This is a genomic window from Streptomyces lacaronensis (genome assembly GCF_047337785.1).
Lineage (GTDB): Bacteria > Actinomycetota > Actinomycetes > Streptomycetales > Streptomycetaceae > Streptomyces > Streptomyces lycopersici.
In genome coordinates, this window is sequence record NZ_JBLHDK010000003.1 from 9151240 (window position 1) to 9168652 (window position 17413).

Consider the following 17413-nt stretch of genomic DNA (forward strand, 5'->3'; position numbering starts at 1 on the left):
TGCGACGTCGATCCCCTCACCCGCCTCCTGGCCGACCTCCCGGCCGACTGGCGGGGCGAGGTGATCGGCCCCGGCATCGAGGACTGGGCCACGCGCATCGCCTGCGGTCGCGGCCGCCTCCTCAAGCTGCACGGCGTCCGTCCCGATCTGCGAACGGAGATCGCGTGGATGGCGCACTGGCAGTTCCGCGACGGCGTCCAGGTCTCCGTCCCTGCGCTCGGGCAGCTCGCCGAGGCCCTGGCCTGGGCCGATGTCACCGGGCGGCCCCTGCCCCCCCTCGCTGGCCGACACCCCGAGGGACGACCTCGTCAAGCTCTACAACACCTGGTTCCACGCTCGGAACAACCGCCTGCCGTCCCCGACCGGCGGCCGGGAACGCTTCGAGAACCTCCTGCGTTATCCGCGCCTGGCCCTGCAGGCGCGTCTCCACCCGGGAGCCTGGTGGGAGCTGGACACCTGGAACCCGCGTTGCGATCCCCGCATCCCACTGCGCGACCGCGAACCGCTGGCCACCACGGGGTGCTCGCCAGGATCGGCCCGGCTGCCCTGGGTGCGGGACGCGATCAAGTGGCACCTCGGGACCCAACTCCAGTCCGGGGCCCTGACTTGGACCACCATCGTCGCCAACCGCATCCTGTCGCTCCTGCGCTTCGACCGGTGGCTCGCCACGCTGGACGAGCCCGCCGCCGCGGTCGGCGACCTGTCACGCGCTGCCGGCTTCGCGGCAGCGTTCCGGCTGTGGGCCCAAGACCCGGCCAACCGCCCCGGCAGCCGCCGCGCAGAGCGCACCTCGGTGCGGCAGATCAACCAGGACCTGCGCGCCATCGCCGAGTTGATGGCCTTCCTGATCGACAACCGCCCCGAGGCGGTGCGGGCCCTGGGCCCGACGCCGTGGGACGAGCTGACCGACACGCACCCGGCGGTCTGGATGCGGCAGGTCGGCCGCCTGCGCAACCAGCCACCGCCGGTCGTCGAGGAACACTTCGTCGACGACCACGCCCTCGCCCAGATCACGGCCTGCCTCCCCCTGCTCGGGGAACCGGGCACGCACACCGCGACCGCGTCCACGGCGGACGGCGAGAAGACCCTCATGGGCGGCGGTGACCCGCAGGCGACGCGCATGCTCCTGCTGCAGATCCTTACCGGACGCCGGGCCAGCGAGATCTGTCTCTGCCTCTTCAACTGCCTCTCCCCGGCCACCGACCGCGCCATCGAGGCCGCCGAGGGTGAACAGGTCGCGCGTTTCCACTACGCCCAAAGCAAGATCGACGACGCGCCGGACACCATCCTGGTCGACGCCGAGGTCGTGGCCGTCATCGAGGAACAGCAGCAGTGGGTGCGCGAGCGCTTCCCCGCGCGGGAACCGCGCTTCCTCTTTCTCCAGCGTCTGGCGAACGTCCACGGCACCAAGCCCTACGGAAGAAGCAACTACGGAGCCGTGCTATGGAAGTTCAGCGCGCAGGCCAAGATCGTGGACTCCGCCGGACGGCTGGTCCGGCTCAGCCACACCCACCGGTTCCGGCACACCAAGCTCACCCGCCTCGCCGAGCTCGGGCTACCGGTCCACGTCCTGCAGCGGTATGCCGGGCACACCAACCCGACCATGTCGATGCACTACGTCGCCCGCCGCGAGGAACACGCCGAGCAGGCGTTCCTGGCGACCCTGAAGTTCAAAGCCGACGGCACCCGCGTGGTCTTCTCTCAGGAAGACCATGACAGAATGCACCTGTTCGACCGCGCGGACCGGTTCCTGCCCAACGGCTACTGCCTGTTGCCGCCCCTGCAAAGCTGCGAGAAGGGCAACGCGTGCTTGACCTGCGGGGTCTTCGTCACCGATGACAGCCACCTCGCCACCCTCCAAAGGCAGTTGGAGGAGACGAGTGCGCTGGTCGAGCGGACCTCCGCGCAGTTCCACCACCGTCATGGCCATCCGATGCCCGCCGACAACGTCTGGCTGATCCAGCGCGAGGCCGAATGCGATGCCCTGGTCAAGCTGCTGACGGCGATGCAGGCCAGCCCCGGCCGGGCCGTCCAGGGGGCCGGCAGCCCCGGCACTCCGGTCCCCGTGTCCATCGACCTCACCCGCCACCGGAAGCCGCAGCCATGACCGACCAGCGCCAACGCCGCATCGACACCCTCGGCCAGGCCGCCCGCCGCAAGTCCGAAGCCAAGACGAAGGCGGCCGAGATCGCCATCCGCTCCCTGATCAAGCGCGGCGAGCCGATCACCTTCCAGGCCGTCCAGCGCGAGGCCGGCGTCTCCCACTCCTTCCTCTACACCCATCCCACCCTGCGCGATCGCATCGAACAGCTCCGGCAGCAGAACCAGGCCGCATCCCCACGGCCCTCGGATGCCGCCAGCGAGAACAACATCGTCCTCGCGCTCACCACGGACATCGCAAGGCTGAAGAAGCGACTCCGCGACCAAGACAAGGAGCTGCGAGAGGCGCTCGCCCAGGCGCACGGCGAGAACCTCGAACTCCGACGCGAAGTCGCACGCCGCGACGGCTCCGTGCCTCCCGCGCAGACCAGCATCATCGGGCCCTGCTGACCACGTCGCAGCAATCTCAGGAACAGTGCAACCAGGAGAAATACGCCGACCTCAAGATCAAACCGGCGATAACTCAAGAATTGGCGTGTGCTGACCATGCTCCGCCTCGACGTGCGCTGGGCCACCCGGCTCGTGCGGGCGCTGCTGGCCCTCAACCAGCACGAGATCGCCCGCTGACAGCCGATCTTCACCGCAGACAGGCCCCGACGACCAGCACGAGCACGACTCATCCACCCATGCCACCCCCGTGACCTGCACGTTCAGGATGAACACAACTCAATGCCTCAAGCAGAAAACCACGACCCAGACGTAATCGAAGATCGTCAGTGGCACAAGATCGACGTTCTTCAGAAGGCATTCCTGTGCCGGTTCCGGCCGCCTCCGATTCCGCGTCCAGGCTGTCCAGGCAGGAGGTCAGACGCGGCCCTCCCGGCCTGGCTGACCAAGAGGTGTCGCTCGACACGCATCGAGCAGTGATCGAGCCCGTTGCAGGCGTGGCCAGTCGATCATCTGTCCGTCCACGCGCACTGCGGCGCCATCGGAGTCCCCGGCGGCCTGCACGACCCGCCGGGCCCATTCCAGCTCGGCGTTCGTCGGTAGCCATGCCTGGTGAACCACATCGACCTGTCGAGGGTGGACGCACATGCGACCGCCGAAGCCCAGCCCGCGACTGCGCTGTGAGACGGCGGCCAGACCAGCCTCGTCACCAAGGTGGGTGTACACACCGTCGAGCGGCGCGGGCAATCCGGCCGCCCGGGAAGCCCCCTGAGGTCTGGGGGCAGATCCGAACCAGCAGGTCAGCTTGGGTGACATAATTCCCGGCACCCACAGGGCTGATCAGTCGGGTAGCGGGGACGCATCCGCGTCCCCGCGCCCTAAAAACCGTTCCCGTCCGAGGCCGCTGTTCTTGACACCGCCGAACGGCGCGGTGGGCTCGTTGACATAGGCGTTGACTCCTACGGTGCCGGAACTGACCTTGCGGGCCAGCGCCTCACCACGATCGGGGTCGGCCGTCCACACCGTTCCGCCCAGTCCGTACTCGCTGCTGTTGGCGATGGCGATCGCTTCCTCCTCCGACCCATAGGGAATCACCGCCAGCACCGGCCCGAAGATCTCCTCCCGCGCGATGGTGCGCGCTGTCGATGTCGCAGAAGACCGTCGGCTCGACGAACCAGCCCTGATCGAGACCCTTGTGCCGGTCGCCCCCCCGTAGTGAGTCGTGGCCCCTCGCTGAGTCTGCTGGCGACATACCCCTCGACACGGTCGCGTTGGCGCGCCGACACCAGTGGTCTTATCCGGGTGGCGGGGTCCAGCGGGTCCCCCACAGATAGGGACGGAGTGACGGTGTTTTCCACCTCCGTGTACCGGGAGCGGGGGCGGGGACGGTGGTGACCTGAGCCACCTTCGAGGGCACCTTCAGCCAGACCGGACAGCCCGCCTCCTGCACGGTCTTGTGGTGGATGGCGCTGTGCCACGACTCCACCGGCGTACTCGACCTGATCCAGGCTCGTTCCGTCGAACAAGTGGTGCAGTCGGCGGTCGAGATGACCCAGGATGCCCAGGCTGCTGGCCACGACGAGCGCCGTCGCGAGCAGGGAACCTTTATCGCGGCCGCCGCTTCGTTGGGCTACACCCAGTCCGCGGTGTCCCGGCAGATCGCCGCGATCGATCAGGCTGCGGGTGCCGATTTGCTGGAGCGGCGGCGCGGCGGCGTGCGGCTCAGCCCGGCCGGGTCGTTATGCGCCGCGCGACGACCGTCCTCGATGAGATCGACGCAACCCGCGCGCGAGCTTTCTGGCCTGCCCGGGCAGGCCGGCACGGTCCGTCTGGGATGGTTCCTCAGCGCAGGCGCCTTCCTGCTTCCCCGCGCCCTGGCCGCCCTGCGCCACACGGACCCCGGCCTGCACGTCGTCGGCCGGGAGGGCAGCATCCCGTCGCTGGTGCGCCTGCGGGCTGGCAGCCCCGACCTCGCCCTCACGTAAGCCCCGCAGGCGACTCGTTCGTTCGGGCAACAGCCGGCGTCCCGGCTGAAGCGCGCTGCCCGTGCGGACGTGCGGGGACGTCCGGCGGTCGGGGTGGTCGGCCATGTTCCCGCCTCCTGCGGGCGGCCAGGATGGTGAGCGGATCGTCCCGGCCTGGCCGCAGGGACATGCGGCGGCCGTGGCGCGGCGTCGGCATAGCGATGAGGTGAGGCGATTGAGCAAGATTGTGGCCGTGGTCTCGGGCGGGATCGACTCCGTCACCATGGCGTACCACCTGAAGGCCCAGGGGCACTCCCTTCACGTTGTGGCCATCGATTACGGGCAGCGACACCGCAAGGAATTGGAGTTCGCGCGGTTGGCTGCGGGTCGGCTGGGGGCCCCGTACGAGGAGGTCGATCTCACCGGCGCGCGCAGTGTGTTCCGTGGCTCCTCGCTTACCGATTCCGCGGTGGATGTCCCGTCGGACCGGGGCCCTGCGCGTGGCGGCCCCAATATCGTGCCGAATCGGAACGCGCTCCTGCTGTCCGCGGCGTTCGCGCTGGCGGTGGTGGTGAAGGCGGAGGCGGTTGCGTTCGGGGTCATGGCCGACGACGTCGGGCCGTCGGACACCTCCGTGGAGTTCATGAGGTCGTTCATCGCGATGGAGCGCGTGGCCACCCGTGGTCACGCGCACCCCGATCTCGACCTGATCACTCCCCTGATCGAGTTGCACAAGAGCGAACTCATCGCCATGGGTCACAAGCTGGACGTGCCCTGGACGCAGACGTGGACCTGCTTCCGCGGCGAGGACCTTCACTGTGGCAGGTGCGCCGCTTGTTGGGAGCGGCGCGAGGCGTTTACGGCGGCCGGTGTCGAGGATCCGACGGTGTATGCACGGTAGAGAGCGGATGTGAGCGTGTCAGTCTTCGAAACACTGGAGTCCGAGGTCCGGTCCTACAGCCGGGCCTGGCCCACCGTGTTCAACCGCGCAGTCGGGAGCCGACTCTACTCCGAGGGCGGAAGACCGTACCTGGATTTCTTCGCCGGCGCCGGGGCTCTCAATTACGGCCACAACAACCCGTTCCTCAAGGAGGCGTTGGTCGAGTACGTGATGGGCGACGGCGTCACCCACTCGCTCGACATGTTCACCACCGCCCGGCGTGGTTTCCTCGAGGCCCTGCGCGACAGGATCCTCATCCCGCGCCGGCTCGACTACAAGGTGGTCTTCCCCGGGCCGGGTGGGGCGAATGCGGTTGAGGCCGCCCTCAAACTCGCCCGCCGGGTCACCGGCCGGGTGCCGGTGCTCAGCTTCACCAACTCCTTTCATGGGATGACGCTCGGCGCACTGGCGGTGAGCGGCAACGCGCGGAAACGGAGCGCCGCCGGGGTCCCCCTGGCCCATGCCACCACGCTGCCGTACGACTCCTATTTCGCGGATGGTCCGGACCGGTTCGGGGAGGTGATGCGTCTGCTGGCGGACCCCGGCAGCGGCCTCGACCTGCCGGCTGCGGTGATCGTGGAGACAGTGCAGGGCGAGGGCGGGATGAACGCCGCGAGCGCCGAGTGGCTCCGACACCTGTCCGAGCTGTGCCGGAGCGTGGGGGCCTTGCTGATCGTCGACGATGTGCAGATGGGCTGCGGACGCACCGGCCCCTTCTTCAGCTTCGAGGAAGCGGGCGTCTCCCCCGACATCGTCTGCCTGTCGAAGTCCATCGGTGGGTACGGTCTACCGCTCGCGCTCACCCTGATCAGGCCAGAGCTGGACGTGTGGTCACCTGGCGAGCACAACGGCACGTTCCGCGGCGTGAGCGCGGCGTTCGTGACCGGGGCGCGAGCTCTGCACACCTACTGGAGCGATGACGCGCTGGAGGAGCGCACCCAGGCGGCCGGTGAACAGATGGGCGCCGCTCTGGAGGACATCGCGGCGGACTATTCAGGGACCGGTCTGCGGGCCAAGGGCCGTGGCCTGGCGAGGGGGCTCGATTTCTCCGGGCTGGGGAACTCCGGAGAGGAGGTCGCCGCGCGAGTGTGCGCGGCCGCCTTCGAGCGCGGACTGCTCATGGAGACCTCGGGTGCCCGGGGCTACGTGGTCAAGCTCCTTCCCCCGCTGACCACCGACGAGAACGAACTCGAAGAGGGGCTGGCCATCGTCGCCGAAAGCGTGAAGGCCGTCGTGTCCCATCGTCATGAAGGAATGGCTCTGTGAAAACAGTGATACCCACCGTGAACATCGAGAAGTGGTGGCGGACCGGGTCGGCGGAGCGGCGAGAGACCATCGCACAGCTGGACGCCGCCCTGCGGGGCACGGGCATGTTCCTCCTGGAGGGACATGGCGTGCCGCAGGAGCTGATGCGCGAGCTGCGCGCCCGTGCCCGCGAGTTCTTCTCGCTGCCCCGGGAGGTCAAGGCCCGGTGCGGCATCGAGGCGGCCTACGACAGCGGGTGGCTGGAGATGCATCCGGCCGGCGGCGTGGGGGTCGAGCACGAGCCCGGCATGGAGCCGGATGCCGCGGCTCCCGATCTGCATGAGTCGTTCTACCTGGGCCCCGGCATCCGGACCGGGAATGCCGTTCTCGACCGGCTGTACTACCCGGCTAATCGCTGGCCCGAGGAGCTTCCCGCGCTGAGGGCCGTGGCGGATGCGTACACCGCCCACATGGTCCGGCTGGCGGGCGAGATCAATGTACTGCTCGCCACGGTGCTCGGGTTGCCGGAAGACTACTTCACCACCCGTGCCCGGCAGGCGACCTGGACGCAAAACCTGAGCTGGTACCCGTCGCTGAACTCGGTCGGGAGTGTCGCGAGCGGCCAGTTGCGCAACGGCCCGCACACTGACCTCGGCACGTTCACCCTGCTGAGTCGTCAGCAGGGGGTGGGCGGGCTGCAGGCGTGGAACGAGGCCGACGGCTGGTTCGCGCCTCCGTACAACCCGGATGCCTTTGTCGTCAATCTCGGCGACCTGATGGAGTTGTGGACTGATGGGCGGTGGCGGGCGCTGAAACACCGGGTGCTCGGTCCGAGTGCCGAGGCGCCCGACGAAGAGCTGCTGTCGTTGGTGTTCTTCTACGAGACCGATCCCGGGACACTGGTCCAGCCGCTTGCGCCACCGGTCGGCGGTGGGGCCGGTCACGCCCCTGTGGTGGCCCGTCACTCGATCCTGAAGAAACTCGGCGCGCGACAGGATTTGGCCGCGGCTCTCGGCTGACCCCGCTCGACACCCCAGACCGCTGCCGCCGGCCAACGAGCCCGGCGGCAGCGGTATGTCGTCGCTAGCTATCTGGTGCGTGCGGATGGCGCGTCGGTCAGGGTCGGCAACACGGCGACCGCGGTCGCGACGGGGAAGAGCAGGCACAACACGGCCGACGCGCCGTATGCTCCGCTCAGGGAGGCCCCAGCTGACGCGCCCACGGCGAAGCCGACGGTCATCATGCTGGACGCGAGGCTCTGCGCCTCGTTGTCGCAGCCCTTCGGTGTGAGTTCGCCGATCCGTGTGTAGAAGCCGGCGAAGGACGAGCCGACGGCGACACCCGCGCCCAAGCATCCGGCCAGCACCAGCGGCGGGTCGGCGCGCAGGGCGAGCCCGAGTACGAGGACGCCGACGGCGAAACCGCTCAGCAGCCCGGCGAGTCCGGGCATACGCCGCGCCCGGGTGGCTCCGAGAGTGAGCGAGCCCACGATGCTGCCCACCGAGAGTGCGCCGAGATACCAGCCGCTGCGCGCGGCCGCGTCATGCTGCTGAGCCGAGATGGGCAGAGCCACCTCGGTGGCGGCGAGCACCGCGCAGAACAGGAACTGCGCGGCGAAGACGACCAGCAGCGGACGGGCGCGTGCGATCCGCGCCCACTGGCCCGAGTGCGGCACGGGCCCTGGCGGCCGCAGCCGGTGTACGGCGGCCAACTGGACCACCGCACCGGCCATCAGGGCGCCGATCGCGGCGAGTGGCGCGGCGGGGGAGACCGCCGTACTCAGCAGGCTCGCGAGCACCGGGCCCACGATGAGCGCGATGTCCATCAAGGTGGCTTCGAGCGCGTTCGCGACGGGCAGGGAGCCCCGGCTGGTGACGGACATCCAATGGGTGCGCGTGAGGATGCCGACCGGCGGAAAGCACAGGCCGGTCAGCATGGCGGCCAAGAGAAGGGCGGCCAGCGGCAGATGGGCCGTCACCGACGCCGCCAGGCCGCCCAGACCCATCAGATAGCCGACGAGGCAGCCCATGAGGACCGTGTGCAGTGAGTGACGGGTGACGAGCCGGGCCCGCATCGGGTTGCTGGCGGCGCTCGCCAGCTGCATCGTTCCCAGCGTCAGCCCGGCCGCCGCGTAGGAGTAGCGGGGCGAGACCAGCAGCAGCGTGGTCACAGGGAACATGCTGACCGGAAACTTCGACGCGGCGCTCGCTGTCGCCAGCCGCCGGGCCTCGGCCGTCGACAGCAGTCCGCGATAGACGCCCGGGAATCCCGAGGCGCGCCGGGACGCGCGGTCGGTGTCCGTTGGCGGCGCTCCGGCGGCTCGCAGGTCCGGCCCCATCTCAGCTCCGCACGGGGCTGCGGTCGATCTCCAGTGTGACCAGGGACCTGATGGTGGCCAGGGTGCTCAGCACGCTGTCCTGGTCCGGGCCGGTGACATAGGCACTCACCGGGATGGCTGTGCTGTCCTTGGTGGTGGGGATGTGGTCGCCGGGTTCGGCATCGACCATGAGCTTGTCGATCCCGGGGACCCCGTCGAGCTTGTCCAGACCGTGTACGGCGACCAGGGTGCCCGGAGCGTCGTCGTTGCGGAGGATGAGGGAGCCGAGCGCGGCCGAGAAACGCGGACGCGCCTCCATGAGCGCCGGGCGTCGGCCGAGGTAGCACTCGATCGCGTCGTGGAACGGCCGGATGTCCGCACTGTGCCTGGACCACATCTCCATGGCGGGGCCGCCCGGCTGCCGGGCACCGATCTCCATGAGATAGACCCCGTCCTCGTTGTACTTGACCTCGGTGTGGCTGGGGCCGCGTCGCACGCCGTAGGCATCGAGAACACGGTGCACATAGCTCCGCAGCCGCTCCCACGCGGGATAGCCCTCGTCGAGCTGAAGCGTCTCCCAGACGGGGAAGTCGTAGTCACGGCCGTCCGGCTGCCGGTACTCCCACATGTCCACGACCTGGTGGGAGCCCTCGGAGCTGTAGCAGTTGACGGCGACTTCGCGACCCCGCACATACTGCTCGACCAGCCACTCGGTGACTGGCTGCCCGAACACGTCGTGGGTGACCGCCTCGTCGAGCCGGCTCAGCGCGGCCTCGTCCGACATCACCATCGTCCCCTGTGAGCAGGACCCCATGGTGGGCTTGACGATGACGGGGAAGCCGATCGCACGGGCGGCGTCAGGGATCTCCTCGACCTTGCTCACCAGCGTGAAACCCGGTACGGATATGCCTGCATCGACTGCGTGGGAGCGCATGGCGGCCTTGTTGCGCCGGGCCCAGGCGAGGTCGTGGTCATTGCCGGGCACGCGCAGGTCCGACGCCAGCATGTCAGCCAGATACACCGACGCCTCAATGGCTGGGATGACAGCCTGGACGTCGAGACCGGTGGCGGTTACCTTCCGTACGATGTCGGCGCGTTCCGAGGCGTACACGGACAGGTCGTCGCCCTCGGCGTGACCTGGCGACTCGGCGCTGTAGTCGAGGGTGTAGACGGACAGCACGGTGAATCCCAGCTCGCGGGCGGCGTCCTTGTACGCCGCTCCGTAACGAACGGGGTCGACCAACAGGACCGCCGGAGCGTTCTTCGTCATGCGGGGTTCTCCTCCACTGCTGCGACGCCCCTCGTCCGAGGGACCGGCTGCGAGCCTGCCGCCCCGCCCGGCCGGGATGGAGGTACTCCCGGGTCGGTCTGCGGTCGCCCACGTCTGGCCGGTTGGGTCGGCAGGCGTCCGTTCGGGCGCGTGAGGGTGTCCTCGTGGACGCCATGTGGTCGCTCTGGTCCGTGCGATATGGATGGAAGAACGGACCTACGGTCATCCTCCCGCGCTGCCGTGGGAGCCACGATGAGGTCATGAATCCCGAGTTCTATTCGAAGGTCGCCGACAAGTTCGGCGGGTACTCCAGCGGAGCGCGGCGGACCACCGAATTCCCCGACGGGGATCCCGAGGAGTGGTTTGACCGGGCCGCGGTGAGCGCCGCGGGCGCCGGAAAGAGGCTGCTGGACGTCGGGTGCGCCGACGGGCGCAATCTCCTCGCCATCGCGCCTGAGTTCGGTCAGGTCACGGCCATCGACCTGTCGGCGGAGATGCTGCGATCCGCGGCCTCGCACCAGGCGGAGTCCGGACTCGGCCATGTCTCCTTCGAACTGCGGGACGCCCTCGACACCGGCTACCCGGACGAGGCGTTCGATGCCGTCACCTCGCGCCGCGGCCCGCTGTTCCCCCAGGAGTTCCGGCGCGTTCTCAAGCACGGCGGCTCGCTGGTCTACCTGGGGATCGGCGAGCAGGACGCGCTGGAGCTGAAGACGGTTTTCGGGCGTGGCCAGTTGTACGGGCGATGGGATGACGCGCCGATACTGCGGGCGGAGCGACGGCGGCTGGAGGAGTCCGGTTTCGAGGTCGTGCGGGCGAAGACCTTCTTCTACGACGAGTACTTTCTCTCCCCGGACGAACTGAGCCGGTTCCTGGAGCTCGTGCCGATCTTCGAGGACTACAACAGGGATCATGACAAGGAGCTGTTCGACCGCTATGTCGCACGGGCGTCGAGCGAGCGCGGAGTCCATCTGGCCAGACACTGGTTCCTGTTGCACGCGCGCAAGTGCTGAGTCACAGAGAGAACGAATCGGCGGGCCGGCCCGGAGAGTCGTCTCCGGGCCGGCCCGCCGGTCTACGCCTGAGCATCGGGCAGCCGGAAGGGCAGGGTCATGCCCTCGAGAGCGGCGGCGCAGTGGCAGTCGCGTCGCCGGGGCAGATGCTCCACGGTGCGCAGCACCAGATCCCGTAGGTGCTCGGAGTTGGCGGCGAACACTCGGAGCACATCGTCCTGCTCGACGCTCTCCGAGGCGTCCATGCCCGCGTCGAAGTCCGTCACCAGAGCCAGGGACGTGTAGCAGAGCCCAAGTTCGCGGGCGAGCACGGCCTCGGGGTGGCCGGTCATGTTCACCAGCGACCAGCCCGCTCGGGCGTATGCCTGGGACTCCGCGCGGGTGGAGAACCGCGGGCCCTCCACCACGACCATGGTGCCGCCGTCGGCCACCTCCGCTGCAGCCGAGGTGGCCGCCTTCAGGACGCTCTTCCGTCCGTCCTCGCAATACGGGTCGGCGAACCGTACATGGACGGCTCCCTCGTCGTAGAAGGTCTGGGCCCGGCCGCTGGTCCGGTCCACGAGCTGGTCCGGGATGACAACCGTCCCCGGGGGCAGGTCCCGGCGCAGGGAGCCCACGGCGCAGGGCGCCAGCACCCGTCGGACACCAATCGATCGCAACGCCCATATATTGGCCCGGTAGTTGATGCGGTGCGGTGGGAAGCGGTGGTCGCCGCCGTGCCGGGGCAGAAAGGCCACCCGGCGGTTGGCCACGGTCCCGACCGCGGGGTCCTCCGACGGACGGCCGTACGGAGTGTCCATGGGGATCCGCCGCGCGTCGGACAGCAGTTGGTAGAAACCGCTGCCGCCGATCACCCCGATCTCCGCCACCGTGTCCGTCAGGGTGTTGCTCATGAGCGCCTCGCTTCCGGCGTGCTTCTTGGGACGGTTTCGGCCCCGTCGGCCGGCACGAGCACGAGCTGGTCTAGGGAGCGCGCTGTGGGGTAATGGGTGCTGCACACAGCGCACGGATCGTCGTCACGCCTGATGGCGACGGTCTGCCACCCTGCGGCCGAGGCCGCGTCGAGTTCGGCGCTGGTGTCGTTGAGGAAGACGAGAGACCGGGCGGGCATGCCGATGGAGTGGGCGATGTACCGGTAGGACGCGGGGTCCTGCTTGGGACCGGCGTCGGTGAGATCGAAGTAGCCGTCGAGCAGACCGGTCAGATCACCCGCGTCGCTGTGGGCGAACCAGTCGCGCTGTGCGGCCTTCGCTCCCGAGGAATAGACAAATGGAGCCAGGCCCGCGCCCCGCCAGCGTTCCAGCGCGGCGGGGACCTCGGGATACACATGCCCGTGCAGTGTCCCGTCCGCGTAGCCGTCGGCCCAGATCAGAGACTGGACGGCTTTCAGCGGCCTGGCTTTGACGTCGCCGTCCGACCAGGCCAGCAGGGTGCGGACGGCAGCGTCTTCGTCCAGCGATGGATCGTCTGCGCACTCCTGTACGTCCCGCAGAAGCTCGGCGTGTACGGCGGTGCCACGCCGCTGGGCGAACCAGGGGGCGATGCGGTCGCGGGCATAGGGGAAGAGCACCTCGCGTACGTGCCCCGCGGAGCCGACCGTCCCTTCGATGTCGAGGACCACCGCGCGGACCCCGTGGCGGCGGATTATCACATCAGGCATGGGGGTCTGCCAGCAGGTCGTCCAGAGTGGGAAACCTGCGGGCGAGGGGATCGCCGGTGAAGTCCCCGATCCACCCGTCCTCGGCCTGGAAGAAGCGGATGGCGCAGAAGTCGGGCTGCCGCCCCATGTCGAACCAGTGGGCCGTGCCGGCCGGTACGGACAGCAGGTCGCCCTCCTCGCACACCACCGCCAGGACCCGGTCCGCCAGGTGCAGGTAAAAGCAACCGGTGCCGTGGGCGAAGAAGCGCACCTCGTTCTCGCCGTGCCGGTGTTCGTCGAGGAATGCCTCGCGCGCCTTCGCCGCGCGTTCGCGCCACGCAGGGGTGTCCTCGGGGCGGAGTTGGACGACGTCGACCAGGCGCAGGCTCTCCTCGGCGCACAGCGTGTCCACCTCCGTCCGGTAATGGGAGAGGACTTCCCGCTCGGTGGCGTCGGGCGGCAGAGAGCCGCGGACGGACCAGTGGCGCAGGGCCACCGAGTGGTCCCGCAGGACGTCGGCGATACGGGGCCGGTCGCGGGTGCGGAGCAGGACGTCGCCGGGCCGAGAGTCCGGCATGACCTGGAGGAGTGTCATGGATTGTCTTCCGTTTCGTGGGTCAGAACTTCTGGACCGGGGGTGCTGCTCCGCCGTCGATCACCAGGAGCTGACAGATGGCCTCGATGCACTCCAGCCGGTTGCGGGCCTGCGCGAGGTCCTCGCCCCAGGCCGTCACGCCGTGGTCGGAGAGCAGCAGGCAGGGGGGTGCGTCGGGGGTGTCGGCGTAGTGGCGGGCGATGTCCGCGGCGATACGGGAGACATCGGGCCAGTTGGGGAAGACGGGCACGTCTGCCGTCGAGGGGTCGGCGAGGCCGAGGCCCTTCAGCAACTCGAACTGTTTCAGCCGCAGCAGTCCGGTGTGCGTGGTGATGTTCGTCCGGCAGGCGATCGCGGTGGAGTACGGCGCATGGACATGGATCACGGCGCCCGCGTGCGCGGTGCGGTACAGGGCTGTGTGGATCGCCGTTTCCGCGGAGGCGCGGAGGGCGTCGGGGGCGACGGGCCGATCGGTTCTGGTGGAGACGACCGTCATGTCGCGCGCCGTGAGCTCGCCCTTGTCACGGCCGCTCGCGGTGATGAGGATCAGGTCGTCGGCGCCCTGAAGACGCATCGAGAGATTGCCGGAGGTGCCCGGCATCCAGCCGCGTTGGTACAGCAGCGCGGCGAAACGGGCCAGCTCTTCACCCGTGCGCCGGAAGGTGTCCCCGGCGGTGGCGGTGCTCATGCGACCAGCTCACACAGAGTGTATAGGTGATAGCGGGACAGACACGTCCGGCCACCCAATCCCTTCAACTCCACGATGGTGACGAGCCGTTCGGCCCGTGCGCCGCTCATCGCGACCAGCCGGGCCGCAGCGAGCAGGGTGCCTCCGGTGGCGAGAACGTCATCGACGCAGAGCACCCGCTCACCGGGGAGTATGGCTCCCTTCTGTACCTGAAGGCGACTGGTGCCGTACTCCAGTCGGTACGAGACCTCATGGACCGGTCCGGGGAGCCTGCCCGGCTTGCGGGCCAGGGTCAGGGGCAGCCCGGTCTGCGCCGCGAGCGCGGCTCCGAGCACGAAGCCGCGGGCTTCGACGGCGAGGATGCGGTCGACGTGGCCGTGGCTTTCGCGGATGACGCGGGCGGCCAGGCCGCCGAGCATGCCGGGCTCCGCGTAGAGCCTGACCATGTCGCGGAAGGCCACCCCCGGGACCGGGTGGTCCGGGACGATGTCCAAGAGCGTCTCGATGTCCCGTGGACGCGGGCCGCTGTCGTGTTCGCCAGACGTCGGGGAGGCCGGGAGGTGTCGGGGGCGTCGGGTCGTCTTCTCGGACACCAGCGCGGTGATGAGCTCGGCGGGAGTGATGTCGAAGGCCGGGTTGTGGACCGTAGCGCCGACGGGGGCGAGGGCGGTTCCCGCCAGGTGCGTCACCTCGTCGGCGGCGCGGTCCTCCACCCGGATCCCCGAGCCGTCGGGCAGGGCGCGGTCCCAGGTGGACTCGGGGGCGACCACGATGAAGGGGATGCCGTGGTGCGCGGCGGCCACGGCTAGGCCGTAGGTGCCGATCTTGTTGGCCGTGTCGCCATTGGCGGCGATGCGGTCGGCGCCCACAAGAACGCAGTCCACCAGGCCGCGGCTCATCAAAGCGGCTGCGGCCGAGTCGACGCAGAGCCGGTGTGGCACTTTGGCCTGGGTCAGCTCCCAGGCCGTCAGTCGGGAGCCCTGCAGCAGCGGGCGCGTCTCGTCGACCAGCACCTCCTCGATCCGTCCACGCTCGGCGAGTTCGAGGATGGCGCCGAGAGCCGTGCCGACGGCGGCGGTGGCGAGGCGGCCCGTGTTGCAGTGGGTCAACACCCGCAGCGGCCGGTCGGGGAGCAGCGCCTCCACCACTTCGGCAGCGCGGCGCACCATAGCCTCATTGGTCGCGATGTCCTCCGACAGCATCGCCTTCGCCTCGGAGAGGACGGCCTCCGGGCCCGCCGCGACCCGGCCGAGAGCGCGCTGTACGCCCCGGGCCAGGTTGACCGCGGTAGGTCTGGCGCCGGCGAGGCGTGCCGCGTCCGCGCGCACCGCCTCCTCGTCGACACCGGTCGGGGAACGGTGGGCGTGCGCGGACAGGGCGACGCCGAGGGCGCCGGCGAGCCCGATGGCGGGGGCGCCGCGGATCGCGAGGGTCTTGACGGCGTCCACGACCTGGTCGACGCTCTCCAGGCGCAGCGTCCGGTGTTCACGGGGCAGGGAGCGCTGGTCGATGGCGATGACCATGCCGCCGTCCCAGGCCAGTGAGGGGGTGCTCGGGGTCACGCGCTTTCCTCCTTACGTCTGCCTGTCGCGCCCACGACGGGAATCAGTCCATGGCGGGCGGCGACCAGTAGGCGCGGACCCACAGCGGGTCCATGCCGAGGTGGTGCGGGCCATACCGGTCGGGTGTGCCGGCGATGGCGAAGGCCGAGCGGGCGGTCAGTTCCCGCGCGCGCCGGAGCCGGTGACGGGTGAGTGCGTCCCGTATCTCCCGGTCGTCGGGGGATACTTCGCCGCCTGTCTCGGGCAGCAGGGCGTACTGTCCCGCCACGAGCAGTGCCGCGTAGGCCGCTTTCTCGCCATCGACTACGGCTCGGAAGAGGTGAGTGCGCGCGGCGTTGCGGTCGGGGCCGAGCAGGTTCCGGACCATCCGGTCGGCCAGGGCCGGTGGTACATCGCCGGCTTTTGTCTCCAGGTCGGCATAGCGCCGGATGTCTTCCTCGGTGGGATCGAGGATCTCTCGGACGGAGAGGCTGGGTTCGTCGGGCGCGGCGCCCTCGAACGGCACGGCGGTGTCCTGGGCGCGGAGGTCCAACGCGTACCAATGCTCGTCGTACGAGGGAGTGCGGCGGTAGTGCGCGGTACGGAGCTGGGCCAACACCTCGGGCGGTGTGGCGGGGTCCTGGTACACGCCCAGACGGATGCCGGTCGAGCCTTCCAGTGCGCTCAGCTCCCGAAAGAGGCCCGGGCGCGTTCCGCCCACAGCGTGCGCGGCGTTGAGCGATGGGATGCCGGGGTCGTTGACGAAAGTGAGCTGGTAGTCGACGCCGTCGAGCAGCATGTCGAGACAGAGACCGAACAGCATGTCATTGCGCAGCCGGATCAGGGAGCGCACCAGGCGGGCAGTCGGTTCGGGTCCATGGCGCGGTACGGCGGTCGGAGTGATGGACGGAGTACCACTGCGCAAGGTCATGGAGGCGGCGGGCTTCCTGCGGCGGAGAATGGTTCCGCGCGGTAGTGGGCGACGGTCACCACGTCTCCCGCGAGTTCGCTCAAGTAGGTGAGACGCGTCGGACTCTTCGCGGCGGGTGCGGACCGAGCACGACTGAAAGGCATGGACGTCCGGGTAGCCGCGAGGGCGGCGACGCGCCTGTCGTAGCGCTCCCGTACGGCGCGTCCCCGTGCGGAGTCCGTCCAGGCCGAGACGAGGACGTGATCGCCGCGGGGGATCCGCAGCCCGGGTAGGTAGGAGTAGATGTTGAAGTGGAGGAGCCACAGCGAGGGCCCCGGGGGCAGTTCGGCGCCCTTGACCTCATGCAGCAGTCGCCTTCGGATGGCCCATCCACCGTGTGCCGTGGCCAGACCAGACCATCCGTGGACGCCCGCCTCAGGGTCGATGCACACATAGTTGAGGTGGTGTGCGTCGGCGACGGACCCGTAGATCAGCCGTGCGTCGCCGACAGCGATCAGATTGCTCACCTCCGTGATGTGCCTGGTGACCGTGTGCACAAGGCTGACCTCTTGGTCAACGAAGGGAGAGGCGAATTCCATGATCGAGGAGTCGAGCATGTAGGGGAAGAGAGCCGGGTCCATGATGGACGCGCCGTCGAGATGGGACACGGACGGATTCCTGTCGTGGGAAGGCGGAGCCGGCAAGGGCCGCGACCAGGAGCCACCGCCGGGGGCCGGCCGGTTC

17 protein-coding genes and 2 pseudogenes are annotated in these 17413 nt (G+C 69.3%); 7 read left to right on the forward strand and 12 right to left on the reverse strand.

What is annotated here, in order from left to right:
- The first annotated feature begins 250 nt into the window (after positions 1-250).
- Both ACMTAK_RS39580 and ACMTAK_RS39585 read left to right on the forward strand, forming a co-directional pair.
- Positions 251-2107, forward strand: coding sequence for a tyrosine-type recombinase/integrase (locus tag ACMTAK_RS39580; RefSeq protein WP_413810603.1), 1857 nt, complete (start codon positions 251-253; stop codon positions 2105-2107).
- The gene (locus ACMTAK_RS39585) at positions 2104-2550 is read left to right on the forward strand and encodes a DUF6262 family protein (RefSeq protein WP_413810604.1); all 447 of its coding nucleotides are present in this window, start codon (positions 2104-2106) and stop codon (positions 2548-2550) included. The genes ACMTAK_RS39580 and ACMTAK_RS39585 overlap by 4 nt, the downstream gene beginning before the upstream one ends.
- An 837-nt stretch (positions 2551-3387) precedes the next feature.
- Here ACMTAK_RS39585 and ACMTAK_RS39590 read toward each other — a convergent pair.
- The 3 genes and pseudogenes from ACMTAK_RS39590 to ACMTAK_RS39600 all read right to left on the reverse strand — a co-directional run.
- Positions 3388-3651 carry an aldehyde dehydrogenase family protein gene (locus tag ACMTAK_RS39590; RefSeq protein WP_413810605.1) on the reverse strand — a complete coding sequence of 88 codons (264 nt, stop codon included), beginning with the start codon at positions 3649-3651 and terminating at the stop codon, positions 3388-3390.
- Positions 3639-4025, reverse strand: coding sequence for an aldehyde dehydrogenase family protein (locus ACMTAK_RS39595; protein ID WP_413810606.1), 387 nt, complete (start codon positions 4023-4025; stop codon positions 3639-3641). The genes ACMTAK_RS39590 and ACMTAK_RS39595 overlap by 13 nt, the downstream gene beginning before the upstream one ends.
- A pseudogene (locus tag ACMTAK_RS39600) lies at positions 3908-4193 on the reverse strand (carbonyl reductase); the annotation flags it as partial. The gene ACMTAK_RS39595 and the pseudogene ACMTAK_RS39600, both read right to left, overlap by 118 nt.
- On the opposite strand from ACMTAK_RS39600, the pseudogene ACMTAK_RS39605 reads away from it, so the two are divergent.
- The 4 genes and pseudogenes from ACMTAK_RS39605 to ACMTAK_RS39620 all read left to right on the forward strand — a co-directional run.
- Positions 4095-4526, forward strand: a pseudogene (locus ACMTAK_RS39605) (LysR family transcriptional regulator); the annotation flags it as partial. The pseudogenes ACMTAK_RS39600 and ACMTAK_RS39605 overlap by 99 nt on opposite strands.
- 220 nt (positions 4527-4746) lie before the next feature.
- Complete coding sequence (locus tag ACMTAK_RS39610; protein WP_413810607.1) at positions 4747-5412, forward strand: 7-cyano-7-deazaguanine synthase; 666 nt, start codon at positions 4747-4749, stop codon at positions 5410-5412.
- Positions 5413-5421: 9 nt separating this feature from the next.
- A complete protein-coding gene (ectB, locus tag ACMTAK_RS39615; protein WP_461773831.1) occupies positions 5422-6717 on the forward strand; it encodes a diaminobutyrate--2-oxoglutarate transaminase in 1296 nt (431 codons plus the stop codon).
- Positions 6714-7715: an isopenicillin N synthase family dioxygenase gene (locus ACMTAK_RS39620; RefSeq protein ID WP_413810608.1), complete on the forward strand. Its 1002-nt coding sequence runs from the start codon at positions 6714-6716 to the stop codon at positions 7713-7715. Before ectB ends, ACMTAK_RS39620 begins: the two co-directional genes overlap by 4 nt.
- Before the next feature lie 68 nt (positions 7716-7783).
- On the opposite strand, the gene ACMTAK_RS39625 is transcribed toward ACMTAK_RS39620, so the two are convergent.
- Complete coding sequence (locus ACMTAK_RS39625) at positions 7784-9034, reverse strand: MFS transporter (RefSeq protein WP_413810609.1); 1251 nt, start codon at positions 9032-9034, stop codon at positions 7784-7786.
- A gap of 1 nt (position 9035) precedes the next feature.
- Positions 9036-10283: an ATP-grasp domain-containing protein gene (locus tag ACMTAK_RS39630; protein ID WP_413810610.1), complete on the reverse strand. Its 1248-nt coding sequence runs from the start codon at positions 10281-10283 to the stop codon at positions 9036-9038.
- Positions 10284-10543: 260 nt separating this feature from the next.
- Here ACMTAK_RS39630 and ACMTAK_RS39635 point away from each other — a divergent pair, with 260 nt between their 5' ends.
- Complete coding sequence (locus ACMTAK_RS39635; protein WP_413810611.1) at positions 10544-11296, forward strand: class I SAM-dependent methyltransferase; 753 nt, start codon at positions 10544-10546, stop codon at positions 11294-11296.
- 62 nt (positions 11297-11358) lie between these two features.
- Here the strand turns inward: ACMTAK_RS39635 and ACMTAK_RS39640 are convergent, their stop codons facing one another.
- The 7 genes from ACMTAK_RS39640 to ACMTAK_RS39670 are packed head-to-tail and all read right to left on the reverse strand — an operon-like array spanning position 11359 to position 17337.
- Entirely contained in the window at positions 11359-12189 is an 831-nt protein-coding gene (locus tag ACMTAK_RS39640) for an S-methyl-5'-thioadenosine phosphorylase (RefSeq protein ID WP_413810612.1), read from the reverse strand.
- Complete coding sequence (gene mtnC, locus ACMTAK_RS39645) at positions 12186-12956, reverse strand: acireductone synthase (protein ID WP_413810613.1); 771 nt, start codon at positions 12954-12956, stop codon at positions 12186-12188. The genes ACMTAK_RS39640 and mtnC overlap by 4 nt, the downstream gene beginning before the upstream one ends.
- Complete coding sequence (locus tag ACMTAK_RS39650; RefSeq protein WP_413810614.1) at positions 12949-13530, reverse strand: 1,2-dihydroxy-3-keto-5-methylthiopentene dioxygenase; 582 nt, start codon at positions 13528-13530, stop codon at positions 12949-12951. Before ACMTAK_RS39650 ends, mtnC begins: the two co-directional genes overlap by 8 nt.
- 22 nt (positions 13531-13552) lie before the next feature.
- Positions 13553-14218 carry a methylthioribulose 1-phosphate dehydratase gene (gene mtnB / locus ACMTAK_RS39655; RefSeq protein ID WP_413810615.1) on the reverse strand — a complete coding sequence of 222 codons (666 nt, stop codon included), beginning with the start codon at positions 14216-14218 and terminating at the stop codon, positions 13553-13555.
- Positions 14215-15780 (reverse strand): S-methyl-5-thioribose-1-phosphate isomerase, encoded by a 1566-nt coding sequence (mtnA, locus tag ACMTAK_RS39660; protein WP_413810616.1) that lies wholly within the window; start codon positions 15778-15780, stop codon positions 14215-14217. The genes mtnB and mtnA overlap by 4 nt, the downstream gene beginning before the upstream one ends.
- A 43-nt stretch (positions 15781-15823) precedes the next feature.
- Positions 15824-16690 (reverse strand): hypothetical protein, encoded by an 867-nt coding sequence (locus ACMTAK_RS39665; protein WP_413810617.1) that lies wholly within the window; start codon positions 16688-16690, stop codon positions 15824-15826.
- Complete coding sequence (locus ACMTAK_RS39670) at positions 16687-17337, reverse strand: hypothetical protein (RefSeq protein ID WP_413810618.1); 651 nt, start codon at positions 17335-17337, stop codon at positions 16687-16689. The genes ACMTAK_RS39665 and ACMTAK_RS39670 overlap by 4 nt, the downstream gene beginning before the upstream one ends.
- Positions 17338-17413: the final 76 nt, after the last annotated feature.